The following is a 14,713-nucleotide window of genomic DNA, read 5'->3' on the forward strand; positions in this document are numbered from 1 at the left end:
AATGAGAAATATAATAGTCATCATATTATTGCTTGCTTTCATTGGTTGTGTGGAGCCCTACGACTTCGGGGTGACTGAGACCGTTGAAGTCATGGTGATAGATGCGCAGCTTACCAATGAACAGAAAGCCCATCGAGTAGAATTGTCTTTGTCCAGAGCCATAGACAGTGAGTCTCCTTCAAAAGTAGCGGGGGCAGAAGTTCGATTCATAGAAGATGGCAACACCGAAATCAATTTGATTGAAACGGAGGCTGGTGTTTATGAAACAGCTTCCACTATATCAGGAAAGCCTGGTAGTTCCTATGTCTTGAGCATTACACTGGCCAACGGCACCACTTATCAATCTACACCGCAAGTCCTCGCCCCGCCTGTGGCCATAGATAGTGTTTATGGTAAGTATCTTGAACTTCCATCTGAAGAAAATGGTGAAGTTTTGAAAGGCATGCAATTTTTCATTGATACGCACGATGAGACCAGCGAAGTATCCTACTTCCGATATGAATATCTGGAAGATTTTGAAATCAAAGTTCCATACCCCTCAGGAATTGAGTGGTACCCAAGTACGCAAACCTATGGCCCCAGAGCGGAAGATATTGGTACATGCTACGGTAATGATCAAAACCAGAGTTTAATTATCGCAAGCACCAGTGGTCTTTCCGAAAATAGATTGTCTGAATTTCCAATTCAAATGGTGAGTGTTGATGATCCGCAGTTGGAGCATAGATATGCCTTAACGGTGCGACAGTATATGCTTAGTGCCAGTGCGTATCAGTACTATAAAAATCTACAGGAGAATAATGAATCATCAGGGAGTTTTTTTGATAAACAAAAAGGAACAATTGCAGGCAATATTTTCAATCAGAACAATCCTGCTGAACCAGTATTAGGTTTTTTTGAAGTGGCTGGTGTTTCCTCCGTTACTGATTTTTTCATTTCTAGTGACTTTAGAAGTCAGGGATTTATATCCAATTATGATTTGAGAAACTGTAATCCGCAAACAGCAGTAGATACGGTCCAAATCAATACGCTAAACAATGAATTGATGTCTGCCTACAACATCGTTGAATTTCCAGTTACAGTGCCCAATGGAGCTATTATTGTGTTGGTGCCTTGCAGTGATTGCCGAATCTATGCTGACAATAAAAAACCTGACTATTGGGATTAATATGAAGAAGTGTATAATCATATTACTGATATTGATTCCCGGATTATCGTTGGCTCAAAGCAACATCAGGGAAATCGTGTTTACTCATCTGAGCTCAACTGAGCTACTGGTTGGAGAGACATTACATTTTAAGAGCTATTTGCAAAGTGAGCAAACCGGCAAATTGTCAGAACTGAGCCGAATATTATATGTCGAAATCTTAAACGCTTCAGGAAGTCCGGTATATCAAACCAAGTTAGAAATAAATTCTGGGCAGTGCGCGGGTAGTTTTTTTGTTCCGACAGACTTGGAGACAGGCAATTATCAATTTGTTGCCTATACGCGATGGATGAAGAACTTCGATGAATTTTTTCATGAATCGTTGACTATCATTAATCCTTATATCAGTCAAAAATTTCAACAGGCGACTGTGTTGGAAATGAATGTACAAATAGCAGTAGAAGGTGAGAGGCTCTTGTCAAACGCCAAGAATAAAATTGTGATAAGAGTTACCGATCAGTTTCAAAGAGGTATAAGTAGGAAAGGAAAGATAGTATCGAATAAAGAAAGGGAATCTATTGAAGTAGCCACGGATGAATTTGGATTTTCTAGTTTTTATATAACTCCTGACTTTGATGAATCATATCAATTGATACTAGAAAAAGATCATGGGTTTGAATTTATTGATTTGCCAAAGCCATGTAAAGATTGTATTCAGCTTAGAGTCATTCAGACGGCGGATTTGTGGGTGATCAAATCGACATCCATTAATCCCGAAGATTTTACTCAAGGGCAGGTCGAGGTATTCAAAAATCAGGAAAGTGTTTTCTCAAGCCCTATTGTTTTGAATTCAGCATTGTCCATTCACAAGAATGATTTACCGAACGGTTTATTGCGGGTGGTGTATATAGATGATGAAGGAAAAGGTCAAGAGCGATTGATTTGGAATGAAGGAGCTCAACCAGATGAAAATCAATCTTTCGGAATCTATAAAACTAAATCTACGGTGGAGGAGAAATTTTCCGCCTTACCAGCTTCCAACTTGTCCATATCTGTAGAGCAAGTAGACACACGACGCGAGGCGTTGGGGATTTTTTGGTATGGGGAAGTGGGTAGTAAAATTGATCAAATTCTCCCCCATTCATTTTATCAAAACGTTACAGAAAACCAACTAGATAATTTGCTTCTTACTTCTAACTATACAGGTGGATTAGAAAACCCCGAAGAAGTAAAATACTTACCAGAATATCGTTCTGGTATTGTGCAAGGTCAGGTGACTAATAGGGAAAACGAGACCATCATTGATGTGCCAGTTGGTTTGGCTTTCTCCGGTATCAACAGGCAAATGAGTGTTACTACAACTGATTCGTCGGGGCGTTTTGTTTTGACTTATGACCTTGAGGTGTCAGATGGAGAACCAGTGATCGATATACTTTCAGAAGTGCCAAATGTTGAAATCTCTATAGAACCAGAATACTATGTTTCTTATCCTGAATTCACCAATATTCCAGTTGTTTTTGATTCAGCCAAAGTAGCAGCAATTGTGAAAAGGAGCATCAACAATCAGATCATGAACGCTTATTATGTAGAGGAAAAGGAAGGTTCAACGAAAGCTTACCGTCCTCAATTTGATCAAGTAAAAAGCTACAAACTCGACGATTTTACAAGATTCAATACAATGAGAGATACGTTTATTGAATTGATTGTAGAAGTTGGTGTAAGTAAAAACGAAGAAAAATATGAATTCAAAATGCGGTCGAAGGAGTTGGTCAACGGATTTTATGAGGAATACCCGACGTTGCTGCTGTTGGATGGAGCATTTGTTTCCTCCGAAGATTTAATGAATCTCTCTCCTTATCTGGTAGACCGAATCGATGTCATCAATCACAAATATTATTTTGGTAAAAGCATCTTTGATGGGATTTTATCTGTTCATACTGTGGCAAAAGACAAAGGAGGAATAGCATCAAAAGGGATGAATATCGACTTGGTTCCTGTACAAATGAATGATAAGTCACCCATCGTTCAAGTTACTCAAGAAGTGAATTCAAGAATTCCTGCTTATCAGGACCTCTTATATTGGGACCCAGCTGTTTATCACACGGGCGGCTCCTTACAATTAGACTTCTCTACATCGGATGTGAAAGGCATGTTCGAAATTCGAGTCGAGGGTATCTCCGTCGACGGAAATGCGCTAAGTCATCGGGCCTACTTTACGGTTGAATAGAGTAAGTTGAGCCATCGCGTAGCAACGTTCTAAACTCTTCGGTATCATATTTTGCCATACCTATTCGCATGGCTATGATTTTCCCTTCGGGAGAAATCACGAAGGTAGATGGGATACTCCGCCTTTCGAAGAAAGAAGGTAGCGGAGAAGCTTCTTTGTAAATGGGAAAGGTATAGGACTTCCTTTCGATGAAATTTTTGGCTTTGTCAAAATTTTCATCCCGACTGATCAGTACAAAAGCCACATTTTCTCCTTGCATTTTTTTGTATAAATCATGTATGTCTGGCATCTCAGCAACACAGGGAGGACACCAGGTAGCCCAAAAATTGAGGAAGACAGTCTGTCCCTTGAATTGACTAAAGTCAATAACACTGCCCTGTTCATCCAAGAGTTTAAAATCGTAGTCAGCTTCATACTGCTCATTTTCATCTAATACATCTGCTTGAATAATTCCCGTAGATAGAATCACACGCTGAAAGAAACCAGCCACCTCAGCGTATCCGAAAAAATAAATCGAACAAACCAATCCAATGATGAACCACCAGTCTTTGAGAATTTTTTTCATAAATCTTTGTAAATCAAACCTAATCCTAGGATGTGGAAAACTTCTTTGAACATATACAAAAGTAGAGTGATATTAATTCCTCGAGGTGATTAAATTTGATGCACTCAATTTTTCAACAGACAAAAAATAAAAGAATCGCATGAGTCAAAAGCATATTTCTTTGATTGCTACAGAGCACAATGTTCCAGTATCAGGTGTGGCAGCCGTGGTGGCCCTATTGGATGAAGGAGCGACCGTTCCCTTTATCTCTAGATATAGAAAAGAGCAAACCGGAAGTTTGGACGAAGTGGCTGTAGCCTATATCAAAGACCGTATTAGCAAGTTGCGTGATTTGGATAAGCGAAGAGAAGCGATTCTAAAATCAATTGATGAGCAGGGTAAGATGACAGATCAGTTGAAAAAGAAAATTGAAGGGGCATTGACAATGACCGAATTGGAGGATATCTACCTTCCCTACAAGCCCAAAAGAAAGACGCGTGGCTCTATGGCAAAGGAGAAAGGCTTGGAGCCATTGGCGAAATCCATTTTCGATCAGGGGTTAGGCGATCCTGAGGAATTGGCGCTAAAGTATATCGATGAGGAGAAGGGCGTGAAAGATGCAGAAGAGGCACTGCAAGGAGCCAGAGATATTATCGCCGAATGGGTAAGCGAAGATGCAGAAGTACGAGCTGGCTTGAGAAAACTCTTCTTGGATAAAGCAGTGATCAAGTCGACGGTCATGAAAGGCAAAGAACAAGAGGGACAGAAATACAAGGATTACTTTGAGTGGGAAGAACCATTGAAAAAATGCCCGTCTCACAGACTATTAGCTATGAGACGTGGTGAAAAAGAAATGATCTTGTCATTGGATATATTCCCAGATGAGAACGATGCCAATTTCCTATTAGAGAAAAAGATTATCACAGGCCAAAACGCCAATGTAGCGCAAGTAAAAATGGCGCTAAAAGATGCTTACAAGCGATTGTTAAAACCGTCCATGGAGACGGAAACCAGAGTATCGTCTAAGAAAACCGCTGATGATGAAGCGATTCAAGTATTCTCAGAAAATTTGAGGCAGTTGTTATTATCGCCAGCATTAGGGCAGAAAAATATCATGGCCCTAGATCCTGGATTTAGAACCGGTTGTAAGGTAGTGTGCCTGGACAAGCAAGGTAAGTTGCTTGAGTTCGAAGCGATATTTCCTCATGAACCGCAAAGAAGAACTGCCGAAGCTGCGGCTACTGTAAAACACATGGTAGATAAACATAACATAGAAGCCATTGCCATAGGCAACGGAACGGCCAGTCGCGAGTCTGAGAGTTTTATTAGATCCATTGGATTGTCAGCCAATGTTATCATAGCCATGGTCAGTGAAAGTGGTGCGTCGATCTATTCAGCTTCTGAAGTAGCGAGAGAGGAATTCCCAGATCAAGACTTGACAGTGAGAGGAGCCGTGTCGATTGGAAGGAGAATGATGGATCCATTGGCTGAATTGGTGAAAATTGATGCAAAATCAATAGGAGTAGGGCAATATCAGCACGACGTAGATCAAAATTCATTGAAGCATTCGCTGGATGATGTGGTAGAAAGTTGTGTGAATGGGGTGGGCGTAGAATTGAATACGGCAAGTAAACAATTGTTGACTTATGTTTCTGGATTGGGTCCGCAGTTGGCTGACAACATTGTGAAGTTTAGAAACGAAAACGGCCCATTCAAAAATAGAGAAGCACTGAAAAAAGTCCCTCGAATGGGCGACAAGGCTTTTGAACAAGCAGCTGGTTTCTTAAGGATTAGAGAAAGTAATAATGTGTTGGACGCAAGTGCCGTACACCCGGAGCGATATGCCACAGTGGAGAAGATGGCCACGGATCTCAACAGTACGGTGACTGATTTGGTAAAGGATTCATCCGTAAGAGCGAAAATTGATCCGAAGAAATATGTTACGGATGAAGTAGGATTGCCTACACTGAAAGATATTATGGATGAATTGGCCAAGCCGGGCCGTGATCCCCGTGAGCAATACGAAGCATTCAGTTTCCAGGAAGGTGTCAATGAAATTAAGGATTTAAAAGTCGGAATGAAACTACCTGGTATTGTTACCAACATCACCAAGTTTGGTGCATTCGTAGATGTAGGTGTACATCAGGATGGTTTGGTACACGTCAGTCAGTTGTCAGATTCTTTCGTCAGCGATCCGGCAGCTGTGGTCAAATTGCAGCAGCAAGTGCAAGTCACCGTTACTGAAATCAATGCGGCTCAGAAGAGAATTTCACTATCAATGAAATCGGATCCATTTGGCAAGCCCAAAAAGAAATTTGAGCGAAAGCAAGAGGCTAAACAAGAGGTGCAGGGAGATCTGCAATCCAAATTGGCCATGCTCAAGGGGAAATTTAATAGCTAAAACTTCGTTTTATATTATTGTTAAGGATTTTACCTATAAAAACTATAATTTAAACTAGGAAAAATCTTTTACTACATTTGTGGTAAACCAGAAATCAATAGAAAAGAGATAGAAATGCAGAAATCAATCCTATTCGCACTCAGTATTTTTTCATGTTGTGTGTTCCACTCTTCCTTTGCTCAGAAAAAAATTAAATATGACAAGGAAATTTTTCCTCTCATAGAAGCCAAAAATTTTGATCAGGCTATGCCCTTATTATGGGAATATTTGTCGGATCCTAAAAATGCAGAAGAGCCTAACCCAAACTTGCAGGTAGGTCTGTATTATGAAGGTCTGGTGAATGGTTATCATATCATTACTGATTCCACGGCTATTTTGGGCGCATCTGATACTGCAGTGATATACCTCACTAAAGCGAAGACTTTGATCACAGAAAAAGAACTTAAGAAGAATGATGAGTTTTATCAGGATTTCTATAGAAGAGATTTGAGGACCGGAGATTTTGGTATCAAGATTTCAGATGTTCAATTGGATATTGAGAAGAAACTTCAGAGTTTAAGAAATATCAATAAATATGCAAAATCCATTTATGCGGATTTGTATAGCCTAAATGTGGCTAATGAATTTTCAATGGCCGCCTATCAAGCATTTGCCAAACAATATCCAAATATTAATGATTTGTATTTGATGGCCAATGAGGACACAAAAGACAGTCTGGTAGCAATCATAGATAAAAACACAGAAATCAAGGAGAAGTTTGAGAACGTACGAGACGCAGTGAGCCGCATCGGAAAAAAAGGCTATAGTCCTGAGCTAGAATGGAAAGATATAGAGGCTTATGGTGAGGATGGTCTTACCTCTGTAGACTTTTTTGCAAATGATGTGGTTGCATGGAATTACGGTAAGTGGGCTGAGGACGCAGAAGATGTAATCAAACGAGATATTACGAGACTGAAAAGCCAAATATCACAGACTAACAAAGACCTGAAAGCTCAAGGAGAGAAGATCAATGGTGGTTCGGGGATTTTGGATGAAGAGCCAATTACTGAGATAGACCCTAATCTACTTGAGGATATCAATAAGTTTGATGAAAATTCAATTGCGATTGATTTGTTAAATATTTTGGTCAGCAAAAACAAGTTTGATTATTTGACAAGTGAAACATTAAACGAGCGATTGGCAGATCCTGATGATGTAGATTATCAGTTGGCGGTGTCGGATAGTCTGGTGCAACTTTTAGATATTATGGATGATGCGGTAGCAAAATTAGTAGAGCCCGGTATCACGATCGCTTCGAAAAAATACAATAAGCTGGTAGCCGAACAATATGGAGGAGAAATGGGGCTTATTAAGTATCGCAAAACATTGGAGAATGAGCTGATGGATTCAAGGGAAGAATGGATGGCTTATAATGAAAAATATAAATCCAGAGCGAGATGGGGTATCAGTGAAGATGGCAGTGAGTCACTTTATTTAATACCTAGAATGGATAGTACTTATGTAGCCCGTGACTTTTCTAAGTTTTATTCTATAGTATCTATGAAAGATGATTCATCTAATACCTACGTGGTTGGATTGGAATTTCAAGGTGCATCAGACAAAGGGTTTATCGCTCGAGTAAACAATGCGCGAACTATTCTTTGGAAAAGAAATTTTGATATAAAAGGATTTGCCTACAGTGATAGCGAGTTTTTGGTTGAAGGAAAGTTTATCCCATCTCAAGAAGGAACTGTGGCCGTATATATCTATTCATTGGTGCCGGAATCCAAAAAGAACATTGTTGCAGTTTCTGTAACGCCTGAGGGAGAGACCAACTGGGTGAACTCACTGAAAATCAGTCGAGCACCAGTTGATGTGAAATTCAATGACATTGTAAAAGAGACAATCTTCTACACAAAGACAGAAGAAGAGTTAGAAAATGGTGGAGGAGATCCGAATGATCCTGGGTACTTTGTAGTGGATAGAAGTGGTAACGTCAGATAAAATTTCCCTTTTTCTTGGTGCGGGCTTGTTAATCTTACTTTTTTCTTGCGGAACCAAGGACATAAGTAAGTCTTATGAAACTAGTCATGCGAATAGATTGTTGTCCAGTGATTCGCAAAAAGAATGGTCTTTAGTTAGTCGAATGGAGAATGGGGAAGATGTTTTTGGCCCCTGTTCGGAAAACAATACGCTCACTTTTGTTAATGCTACGGTAGACTCACTTTATATTATTGGCAAGCCGCCAACCTGTGGTTCGCCTTTGCCATTAGATACATTATATCAGGCGAAGTATACGGTTGATGGAGATAATGATGATTTCTTCTTAAACTCAATCAGCCTTACTGAAGAGCAGCACCAATCCATAGGTTCGGTACAGGTTGGTGAATTGACGTCTACACGGCTGAGCGTGAGTTATACTGAAAATGGTAATGCCATAGAGGAAAGCTATATCTACTAATTTCCTTCAATTTTCATTTGTTCATGGGATTGCCTATTTATCTTTCTAATTTTGCGTTTGAATAAACTCTCAATTATGAAACCGATGAACACAGGTTTGTCTACTGAGATATAACTGTCAAATATCTGGTTATATCTGCTGGACTACGGTGAGCATCAAAAAATTAACGTATGAAATTCCATAACTCAATCATTGATACAATCGGTGACACTCCTCTGGTAAAGTTGAATAGTGTGGCTAAAGGTGTAAAGGGAACCATTTTAGTCAAGTTAGAATACTTTAATCCTGGCAATTCCATGAAAGATAGAATGGCGCTCAAGATGATTGAAGATGCTGAGAAAAGTGGGGTCTTAAAGCCGGGAGGTACGATCATTGAAGGTACTTCTGGAAATACCGGAATGGGTTTGGCATTAGCTGCAATATCCAAAGGCTACAAGTGTATATTCACTTTGGCTGACAAACAAAGCCCCGAAAAAATGGATATTTTGAGAGCTGTTGGAGCAGAAGTACATGTATGTCCTACCAATGTGGAGCCTGAAGATCCACGTTCCTATTATTCGGTAGCCAAAAAATTGAATGAAGAAATCCCAAATTCCTTCTATCCTAATCAATATGACAACCTTTCCAATGCGCTAGCACATTACGAAAGTACTGGACCAGAAATCTGGAGAGATACTGAGGGAAAAATTACGCACTATGCGGCCGGTGTAGGAACTGGCGGTTCTATGTGCGGAGTTGCTAAATACCTCAAAGAACAAAGCCAGGACGTGGTAACGGTGGGTATCGATACGTACGGATCTGTGTTCAAGAAATATAAAGAGACGGGACAATTCGATGAGAATGAAGTTTATCCTTACTTGACTGAGGGCATCGGTGAAGACATCTTGCCAAAAAACGTAGACTTTAGTCTGATCGATCACTTTGTGAAAGTGACGGATAAGGACGGTGCTTTGATGACCAGAAGATTGGCCAAAGAAGAAGGAATGTTCGTGGGTTGGTCTTGTGGTTCTGCAGTACACGGTGCTATAGAATACGCCAAAGAAAACCTGAAAGAAGATGATGTGATGGTGATTATCATGCCTGATCATGGTACCAGATATCTCGGAAAAATTTACAACGATAACTGGATGCAAGACCATGGTTTCACCGAAACGGGAAGTTTTGCCACGGCTAGAGATATAGTAGCTGGCAAAAATGGTCAAGGTGAATTGTTTACAGTTGAAAGTGCCGCCAAAATTGGTGAAGTGATTGCCACTATGAACGAGCATGGTATCGACCAAGCTCCGGTGGTAAAAGATGACCAGTTTGTAGGTAGTATCTCAGATGCCAAAATCCTCAAGGCGGTAATTGAAAATCCTTCACTTAAGGATCAGCCAATTGCTGAAATCATGGATGCCTCATTCAAATTTATTGCCTTAGACAACACCGTGGATGTGATGTCCAAAATTCTGGATAAAGACACCAAAGCATTATTGGTCAGGGACGACAATAACAAAGTCCATATTTTGACACAGACTGATTTGTTGGTTAGTTTGACTAAGTAAATTGATTGAAAAAGATGGAAGTCAGAAGACTGAAGTGACGGACATTTCAATCTTCTGACTGCTGTCTCCTGTCACAAAATGAGTTTGTGAACCTGGCTTTTATTAGAACTTACCAAAACTATAGACTTGTGGTCAATAGTAGTTTACTCATTATTCTCCAATTTTTGAATTCTTTTATGCTGTGTTTGATTCTCCAGGGTCAAAGATTCTATCTTCTTATTCTGCTCGATCATATATAAGGTCAACTCTTCGATCTTTTGCAAGAGTTTAGCCTGCATGTCTACGATATCTACACCGTTCTCTTTTACTTCAGCAGCGCTTGGGATGTCAGGGAGGTGGTGATTTTTTTCGATGTATTTTTCCACTTCCTTGATTTCGTGCAGCTCATAGGCATCTTCAAAGACGTAATCTGGCCAGGATGCATTACTTGGTGCTCGAAACTTTGTGGCGTAGGCCTCTCCTGCTACATGAAGCTTGTAGGAGGGAGCCGTTGTTCCTATTCCAACATTTCCATTCGATAATAAATTCATGACGTCTGTTCCTGCGCCACCGCCTACCATAAATTTAAGAGTAGGGCTGGAAACACTGGCTACATTGGAGTTAAGAAATGCTATTCTGGCTCCTTGCGTGGAGCCACTTGTAGTCATAGTTACCAATTTAATTGCGCTGACCTCGTGCCCGGCCTCTCTTCTTCCGAAAGAAGCTATATCGTAGTCATTGATGTTGTATAAGTTTCCAAATGCGGTGAAACTACTTACCTTGCTACCATTGACACCTAAATTACTTGCAGATGTATTGTTGTGGGAACCTATTTCAAGTGATGATTTTGGATTCGTTGTCCCAATCCCCACATTTCCGTTAGCATCCACGGTAACTCTTTCCGTGCCACCAGTGAAAAAGCGCAGGTGGTTTTCTTTTACCAAAATCCGCGTATTGGTTTGCTACTGGTATTCCAGTGCAGAGTTTGGGTTTGGGTGATTGGCTCTCACGGCTAGTGGTAGCAGCATGGTCAATGTAAGTAGGTGTTTTGTTTTCATAGTTTTGATTTTTCTGATTTTCAAATTTTATGATCTATGCCTTGTTTCGTGTCCCCACGAATCATTTAAGGCTAGTGTGGACACGTGCCTTGGCGATTGAACTAAGTTTTATACAAAGGGATAGTATCTCAATTACTTTTAGAATTAAATATGAGGCAGTAGGTCGATAACAATTAAAAGTAATTCTCAAGAAATGCTGGTGCAATGCTAAAAATTTCATTTTGGTTTTAAAAAACAAAACGCTGTTTTATCCTAGAACAATAGTTTGTGCTTTTATAAGTTGTGATCAATGTATTGCGATTTCATATTGTAATTTGATAAAATGTAGGAGAACCTTCATTGTTTTGCTTGTTAACAATTATCTGCGTTTGATTTACTGTTTTCTACAGTTCATCCCTACTTCAAAAAAAACCTTCAATTAGCTATCTAGATTTACGTTTTTCACAAACATAAATTTAGATAATCATGAAAATCTTAACCCTAGGAGTAAGGCTGTTAGCATTAGTTGCAATGCTAATTTTTATCCAATCTTGTGATCTTGAAGATTTAACGGATAAGGATGATGATGATGACAAAGAAGTATTTTTTGTAGGTAGTCTACCTTCAAAATTCACCGGTGGTTGGTATGATGATACCGGTAATCTTACGTTTGATATTGGGTCTGAAGATTCTGAACATTATATAGGCATAAGCCCTGGAATCTATTATGTCTATGACGAATATCAGATTATAGATGATGTATATAAAGTAATAGGAACGCCTGATTCAGGAAGCGATAAGACTTTTTACATAAAAGAGTCTGATACTATTGGGGAAATTGAAATTAGTCAGGTAAGCGCAACATCAGGTTTTGCTAATTATACTGATACAGCCCCTGTGACAGTGTCTGCACCAGTGGCTAACTTTTCTGCTTCCGACCAAACCATTGAAGAAGGCGAGTCGGTTACGTTTACCAATACATCTACTGGTGATGGCTCTTATTCATGGGTTTTTGAAGGTGGGAGTCCAAGTAGTTCATCTAGTGAGAACCCAACGGTGACCTATAATACGCCGGGCAAATATGATGTTAAACTAACAGTAACAAACAGTGCAGGAACCGATATAGAAACTAAGACAGATCACATTACAGTGACTGCAACTTCCGTAATGAGAGGTTTTGCCTGGTGTGGAAGCTCTACAACAGCTAGCTATACACCAAGTACAGGTTATTCCTATAATTCTGAAGGAGGAGCTATTACTGTAACCAGATCTACTACTGGTTCTTATGCAGTGAAATTCGGAGGTATGGCCATGACCAATGGGCATGTACAAGCGGCCCTTTATGGTGGTAGTGAAGGTGCAGTAAGAGTATTGAGTTGGTCCAATTCTGGGAATGATCTTGTAGCTAACATTCGAACTTTTGACAAGGATGCTAATCTGGCTGATCGGGCATTTAATATATATGTGACTGGTACAGGGTTTGAAGGAGCATATTTATATGCAGATCAGGAAACTGCAGGAAGCTACACACCAAATACAGCTAAGTCTTACAATAGTAGTGGGAGTGCCCCTACTATAAGTAGTCCTTCGGTAGGTACATACACAGTAACCATTCCTGGTGTAGGAGCTGGTAACTTAGGAAATGTGCAGGTCACAGCTGCTAGTACTGTTAGCGCAATTGCCAAGATCAAAGAATGGACTATTAGTGGGAGTGATTTAAAAGTAGAAGTTAGAACCTATCATTCCGGTACTGGAGCATTAAAGGATGCCGAATTTAATTTGCTTTACACAAAAAATCTAACGGATATCAAGGGAGGTTACTGCTGGGCCGATTTAGAGTCTTCTACATCAACTTACACACCTTTTAGAAATGGTAATACAGGTTCCGGAAATATCACGTCTAAAAAAACTAGTACAGGTACTTATGAGGTGATTGTACCCAACCAAGCAGGTAGCGGCAATACTATTTTGACTACCACGTATGGAGATAATAACTATAAGGCTGTCGTAGGTGGCTGGAGTACTCAAGGCTCGGATTTGAGGGTAACTGTATATACCTATAACAGCAGTGGTGTAGCCACGGATGCAGAATTCTCCTTCTTTACTATTTATAAAGACTAATCAGAAAGCCGTTTAAGGTTTGTGAAAAATGATGCCCTAAATTCTAAACAGCCTCTGGTTTTATAAGAAAGCGCCCTTCATAATTATGCAAGGGCGTTTTTTGTTTGATCCATTGATTTAATAATTTCTTCACATCGGTTGAAAAAGTTCATTCTTATTTAAAGCTGTATTAATCACTAATTCATATAAGAAAGCTATGCTTGCATTGGAAAAAATGCAAGTGAGATGAAATTGATAAACAGATTTTTAGTTGTTCTGATCGTACTAAGTGCCTCTTCTTGCGCATTTGATGATGACCCTCAACCAAGTACCAGAGACCAAGAAGGGGGAGAAAGAGACTTACTTGAGCTCATAGGAGCCATTGAGGATTAAGTGATTGGTTAGTATATATGAAAAATAAACTACCCATCATAGTAAGCCTCACTTCCATTCAATCCAAATTGGATAGGGCAAGTTTAACCATCCAATCAATTCTTGATCAAAGCGTAAAGGCGGATAGAGTGGTGCTTTGGCTGTCAGAAGAAGCTCATTTAGCAGATGACGGCATTCAGGAGATACCTAATTCACTAAAAGAACTGGTGGACAAAGGGCTTGAAATTCGATGGACCAAAAACATTGGTGCCTATAGGAAATTAATTCCAACTGCCAAACTGATGAATCATGAAAGTTGTTTGATCGTAACAGCGGCAGATGATGTGCTGTACCCAAGTAATTGGCTGCGAGGCTTAAAAGAGGAGTATTACAAAAATGAAGGCTGTGTCATCTGCTATCAGGGCAGAATCATGGACAAAGCAGCATCGTGGAGCAAATGGACCGCGGGAAAGAAATTGAAGCCTTATCAGCAGTGGATAAAAACAAATGAGGTTACTGACAAAAGTAAACTAGGACCAAATATTGAACTTTTCCCAGATGGAAAGGGAGGGGTGTTATATCCAAGTGATAGATTGCATGAGGAGATATTCAACAAATCCGTGTATTTGAAAATGGCTCCAACTGATGAGGACATCTGGTTCAAAACCATCACCATGATGACAGACACGAAAGTAAAGTGTATTGAAAATACTTACAATTTGCCTGAAACAGAACAAACTATCAATTCTCGTTTTTTCGGTTTATTAAAATCTGATAGCAACGATCAATTGATTCACCAGCTGTTGGAGAGATATCAACTGATTTAGTCAATTCATTTTCTGGTTTTTGAAATCAAAATTTACTATTGGAATTTGAATTGTTGTTTGCTTCTATGAAAGAATAATTCATATTTGCCATTCAACAT

The 14,713-nt window shown here is 39.7% G+C and carries 11 protein-coding genes; 9 read left to right on the top strand and 2 right to left on the bottom strand.

The genetic code is table 11. From position 1 onward, the window contains the following. The first annotated feature begins 1 nt into the window (after position 1). Together R8N23_RS05640 and R8N23_RS05645 are read left to right on the top strand one after the other, a co-directional pair. A complete protein-coding gene (locus tag R8N23_RS05640; protein ID WP_318170592.1) occupies positions 2-1,165 on the top strand; it encodes a DUF4249 domain-containing protein in 1,164 nt (387 codons plus the stop codon). 1 nt (position 1,166) lies between these two features. Next, positions 1,167-3,371 (top strand): hypothetical protein, encoded by a 2,205-nt coding sequence (locus R8N23_RS05645; protein WP_318170593.1) that lies wholly within the window; start codon positions 1,167-1,169, stop codon positions 3,369-3,371. Here R8N23_RS05645 and R8N23_RS05650 read toward each other — a convergent pair. Continuing rightward, positions 3,358-3,936, bottom strand: a complete 579-nt coding sequence (locus R8N23_RS05650) for a TlpA disulfide reductase family protein (RefSeq protein WP_318170594.1) — start codon at positions 3,934-3,936, stop codon at positions 3,358-3,360. The genes R8N23_RS05645 and R8N23_RS05650 overlap by 14 nt on opposite strands. A 139-nt stretch (positions 3,937-4,075) precedes the next feature. On the opposite strand from R8N23_RS05650, the gene R8N23_RS05655 reads away from it, so the two are divergent. The 4 genes from R8N23_RS05655 to R8N23_RS05670 all read left to right on the top strand — a co-directional run bounded on the left by R8N23_RS05655 (position 4,076) and on the right by R8N23_RS05670 (position 10,300). After that, entirely contained in the window at positions 4,076-6,316 is a 2,241-nt protein-coding gene (locus R8N23_RS05655; protein ID WP_318170595.1) for a Tex family protein, read from the top strand. A 114-nt stretch (positions 6,317-6,430) separates the two neighbouring features. Beyond that, positions 6,431-8,299 (top strand): hypothetical protein, encoded by a 1,869-nt coding sequence (locus R8N23_RS05660; protein WP_318170596.1) that lies wholly within the window; start codon positions 6,431-6,433, stop codon positions 8,297-8,299. Between the two features lie 25 nt (positions 8,300-8,324). After that, positions 8,325-8,756 carry a hypothetical protein gene (locus R8N23_RS05665; RefSeq protein WP_318170597.1) on the top strand — a complete coding sequence of 144 codons (432 nt, stop codon included), beginning with the start codon at positions 8,325-8,327 and terminating at the stop codon, positions 8,754-8,756. 170 nt (positions 8,757-8,926) lie between these two features. Beyond that, on the top strand, positions 8,927-10,300 hold the full coding sequence (locus R8N23_RS05670; protein WP_318170598.1) for a pyridoxal-phosphate dependent enzyme: 1,374 nt from the start codon (positions 8,927-8,929) through the stop codon (positions 10,298-10,300). 143 nt (positions 10,301-10,443) lie between these two features. On the opposite strand, the gene R8N23_RS05675 is transcribed toward R8N23_RS05670, so the two are convergent. Further along, entirely contained in the window at positions 10,444-11,223 is a 780-nt protein-coding gene (locus R8N23_RS05675) for a hypothetical protein (RefSeq protein ID WP_318170599.1), read from the bottom strand. Positions 11,224-11,802: 579 nt separating this feature from the next. Between R8N23_RS05675 and R8N23_RS05680 the strand changes: the two genes are divergently transcribed. The 3 genes from R8N23_RS05680 (at position 11,803) to R8N23_RS05690 (ending at position 14,615) form a co-directional block, all read left to right on the top strand. After that, the gene (locus R8N23_RS05680) at positions 11,803-13,437 is read left to right on the top strand and encodes a PKD domain-containing protein (RefSeq protein WP_318170600.1); all 1,635 of its coding nucleotides are present in this window, start codon (positions 11,803-11,805) and stop codon (positions 13,435-13,437) included. Between the two features lie 225 nt (positions 13,438-13,662). Beyond that, on the top strand, positions 13,663-13,809 hold the full coding sequence (locus tag R8N23_RS05685) for a hypothetical protein (protein WP_318170601.1): 147 nt from the start codon (positions 13,663-13,665) through the stop codon (positions 13,807-13,809). A gap of 17 nt (positions 13,810-13,826) precedes the next feature. After that, entirely contained in the window at positions 13,827-14,615 is a 789-nt protein-coding gene (locus tag R8N23_RS05690) for a glycosyltransferase family A protein (protein ID WP_318170602.1), read from the top strand. The last annotated feature ends 98 nt before the right edge of the window (positions 14,616-14,713 follow it).

This window comes from Reichenbachiella sp., from assembly GCF_033344935.1.
Classification (GTDB): domain Bacteria; phylum Bacteroidota; class Bacteroidia; order Cytophagales; family Cyclobacteriaceae; genus Reichenbachiella.

Excerpts from the sequence above, each read along its gene's own strand:
- R8N23_RS05645 (WP_318170593.1), top strand. The coding sequence starts at position 1,167 with ATGAAGAAGTGTATAATCATATTACTGATATTGATTCCCGGATTATCG.
- R8N23_RS05680 (WP_318170600.1), top strand. The coding sequence starts at position 11,803 with ATGAAAATCTTAACCCTAGGAGTAAGGCTGTTAGCATTAGTTGCAATG.
- R8N23_RS05650 (WP_318170594.1), bottom strand. The coding sequence starts at position 3,936 with ATGAAAAAAATTCTCAAAGACTGGTGGTTCATCATTGGATTGGTTTGT.
- R8N23_RS05660 (WP_318170596.1), top strand. The coding sequence starts at position 6,431 with ATGCAGAAATCAATCCTATTCGCACTCAGTATTTTTTCATGTTGTGTG.
- R8N23_RS05685 (WP_318170601.1), top strand. The coding sequence starts at position 13,663 with ATGAAATTGATAAACAGATTTTTAGTTGTTCTGATCGTACTAAGTGCC.
- R8N23_RS05655 (WP_318170595.1), top strand. The coding sequence starts at position 4,076 with ATGAGTCAAAAGCATATTTCTTTGATTGCTACAGAGCACAATGTTCCA.
- R8N23_RS05670 (WP_318170598.1), top strand. The coding sequence starts at position 8,927 with ATGAAATTCCATAACTCAATCATTGATACAATCGGTGACACTCCTCTG.
- R8N23_RS05640 (WP_318170592.1), top strand. The coding sequence starts at position 2 with ATGAGAAATATAATAGTCATCATATTATTGCTTGCTTTCATTGGTTGT.
- R8N23_RS05690 (WP_318170602.1), top strand. The coding sequence starts at position 13,827 with ATGAAAAATAAACTACCCATCATAGTAAGCCTCACTTCCATTCAATCC.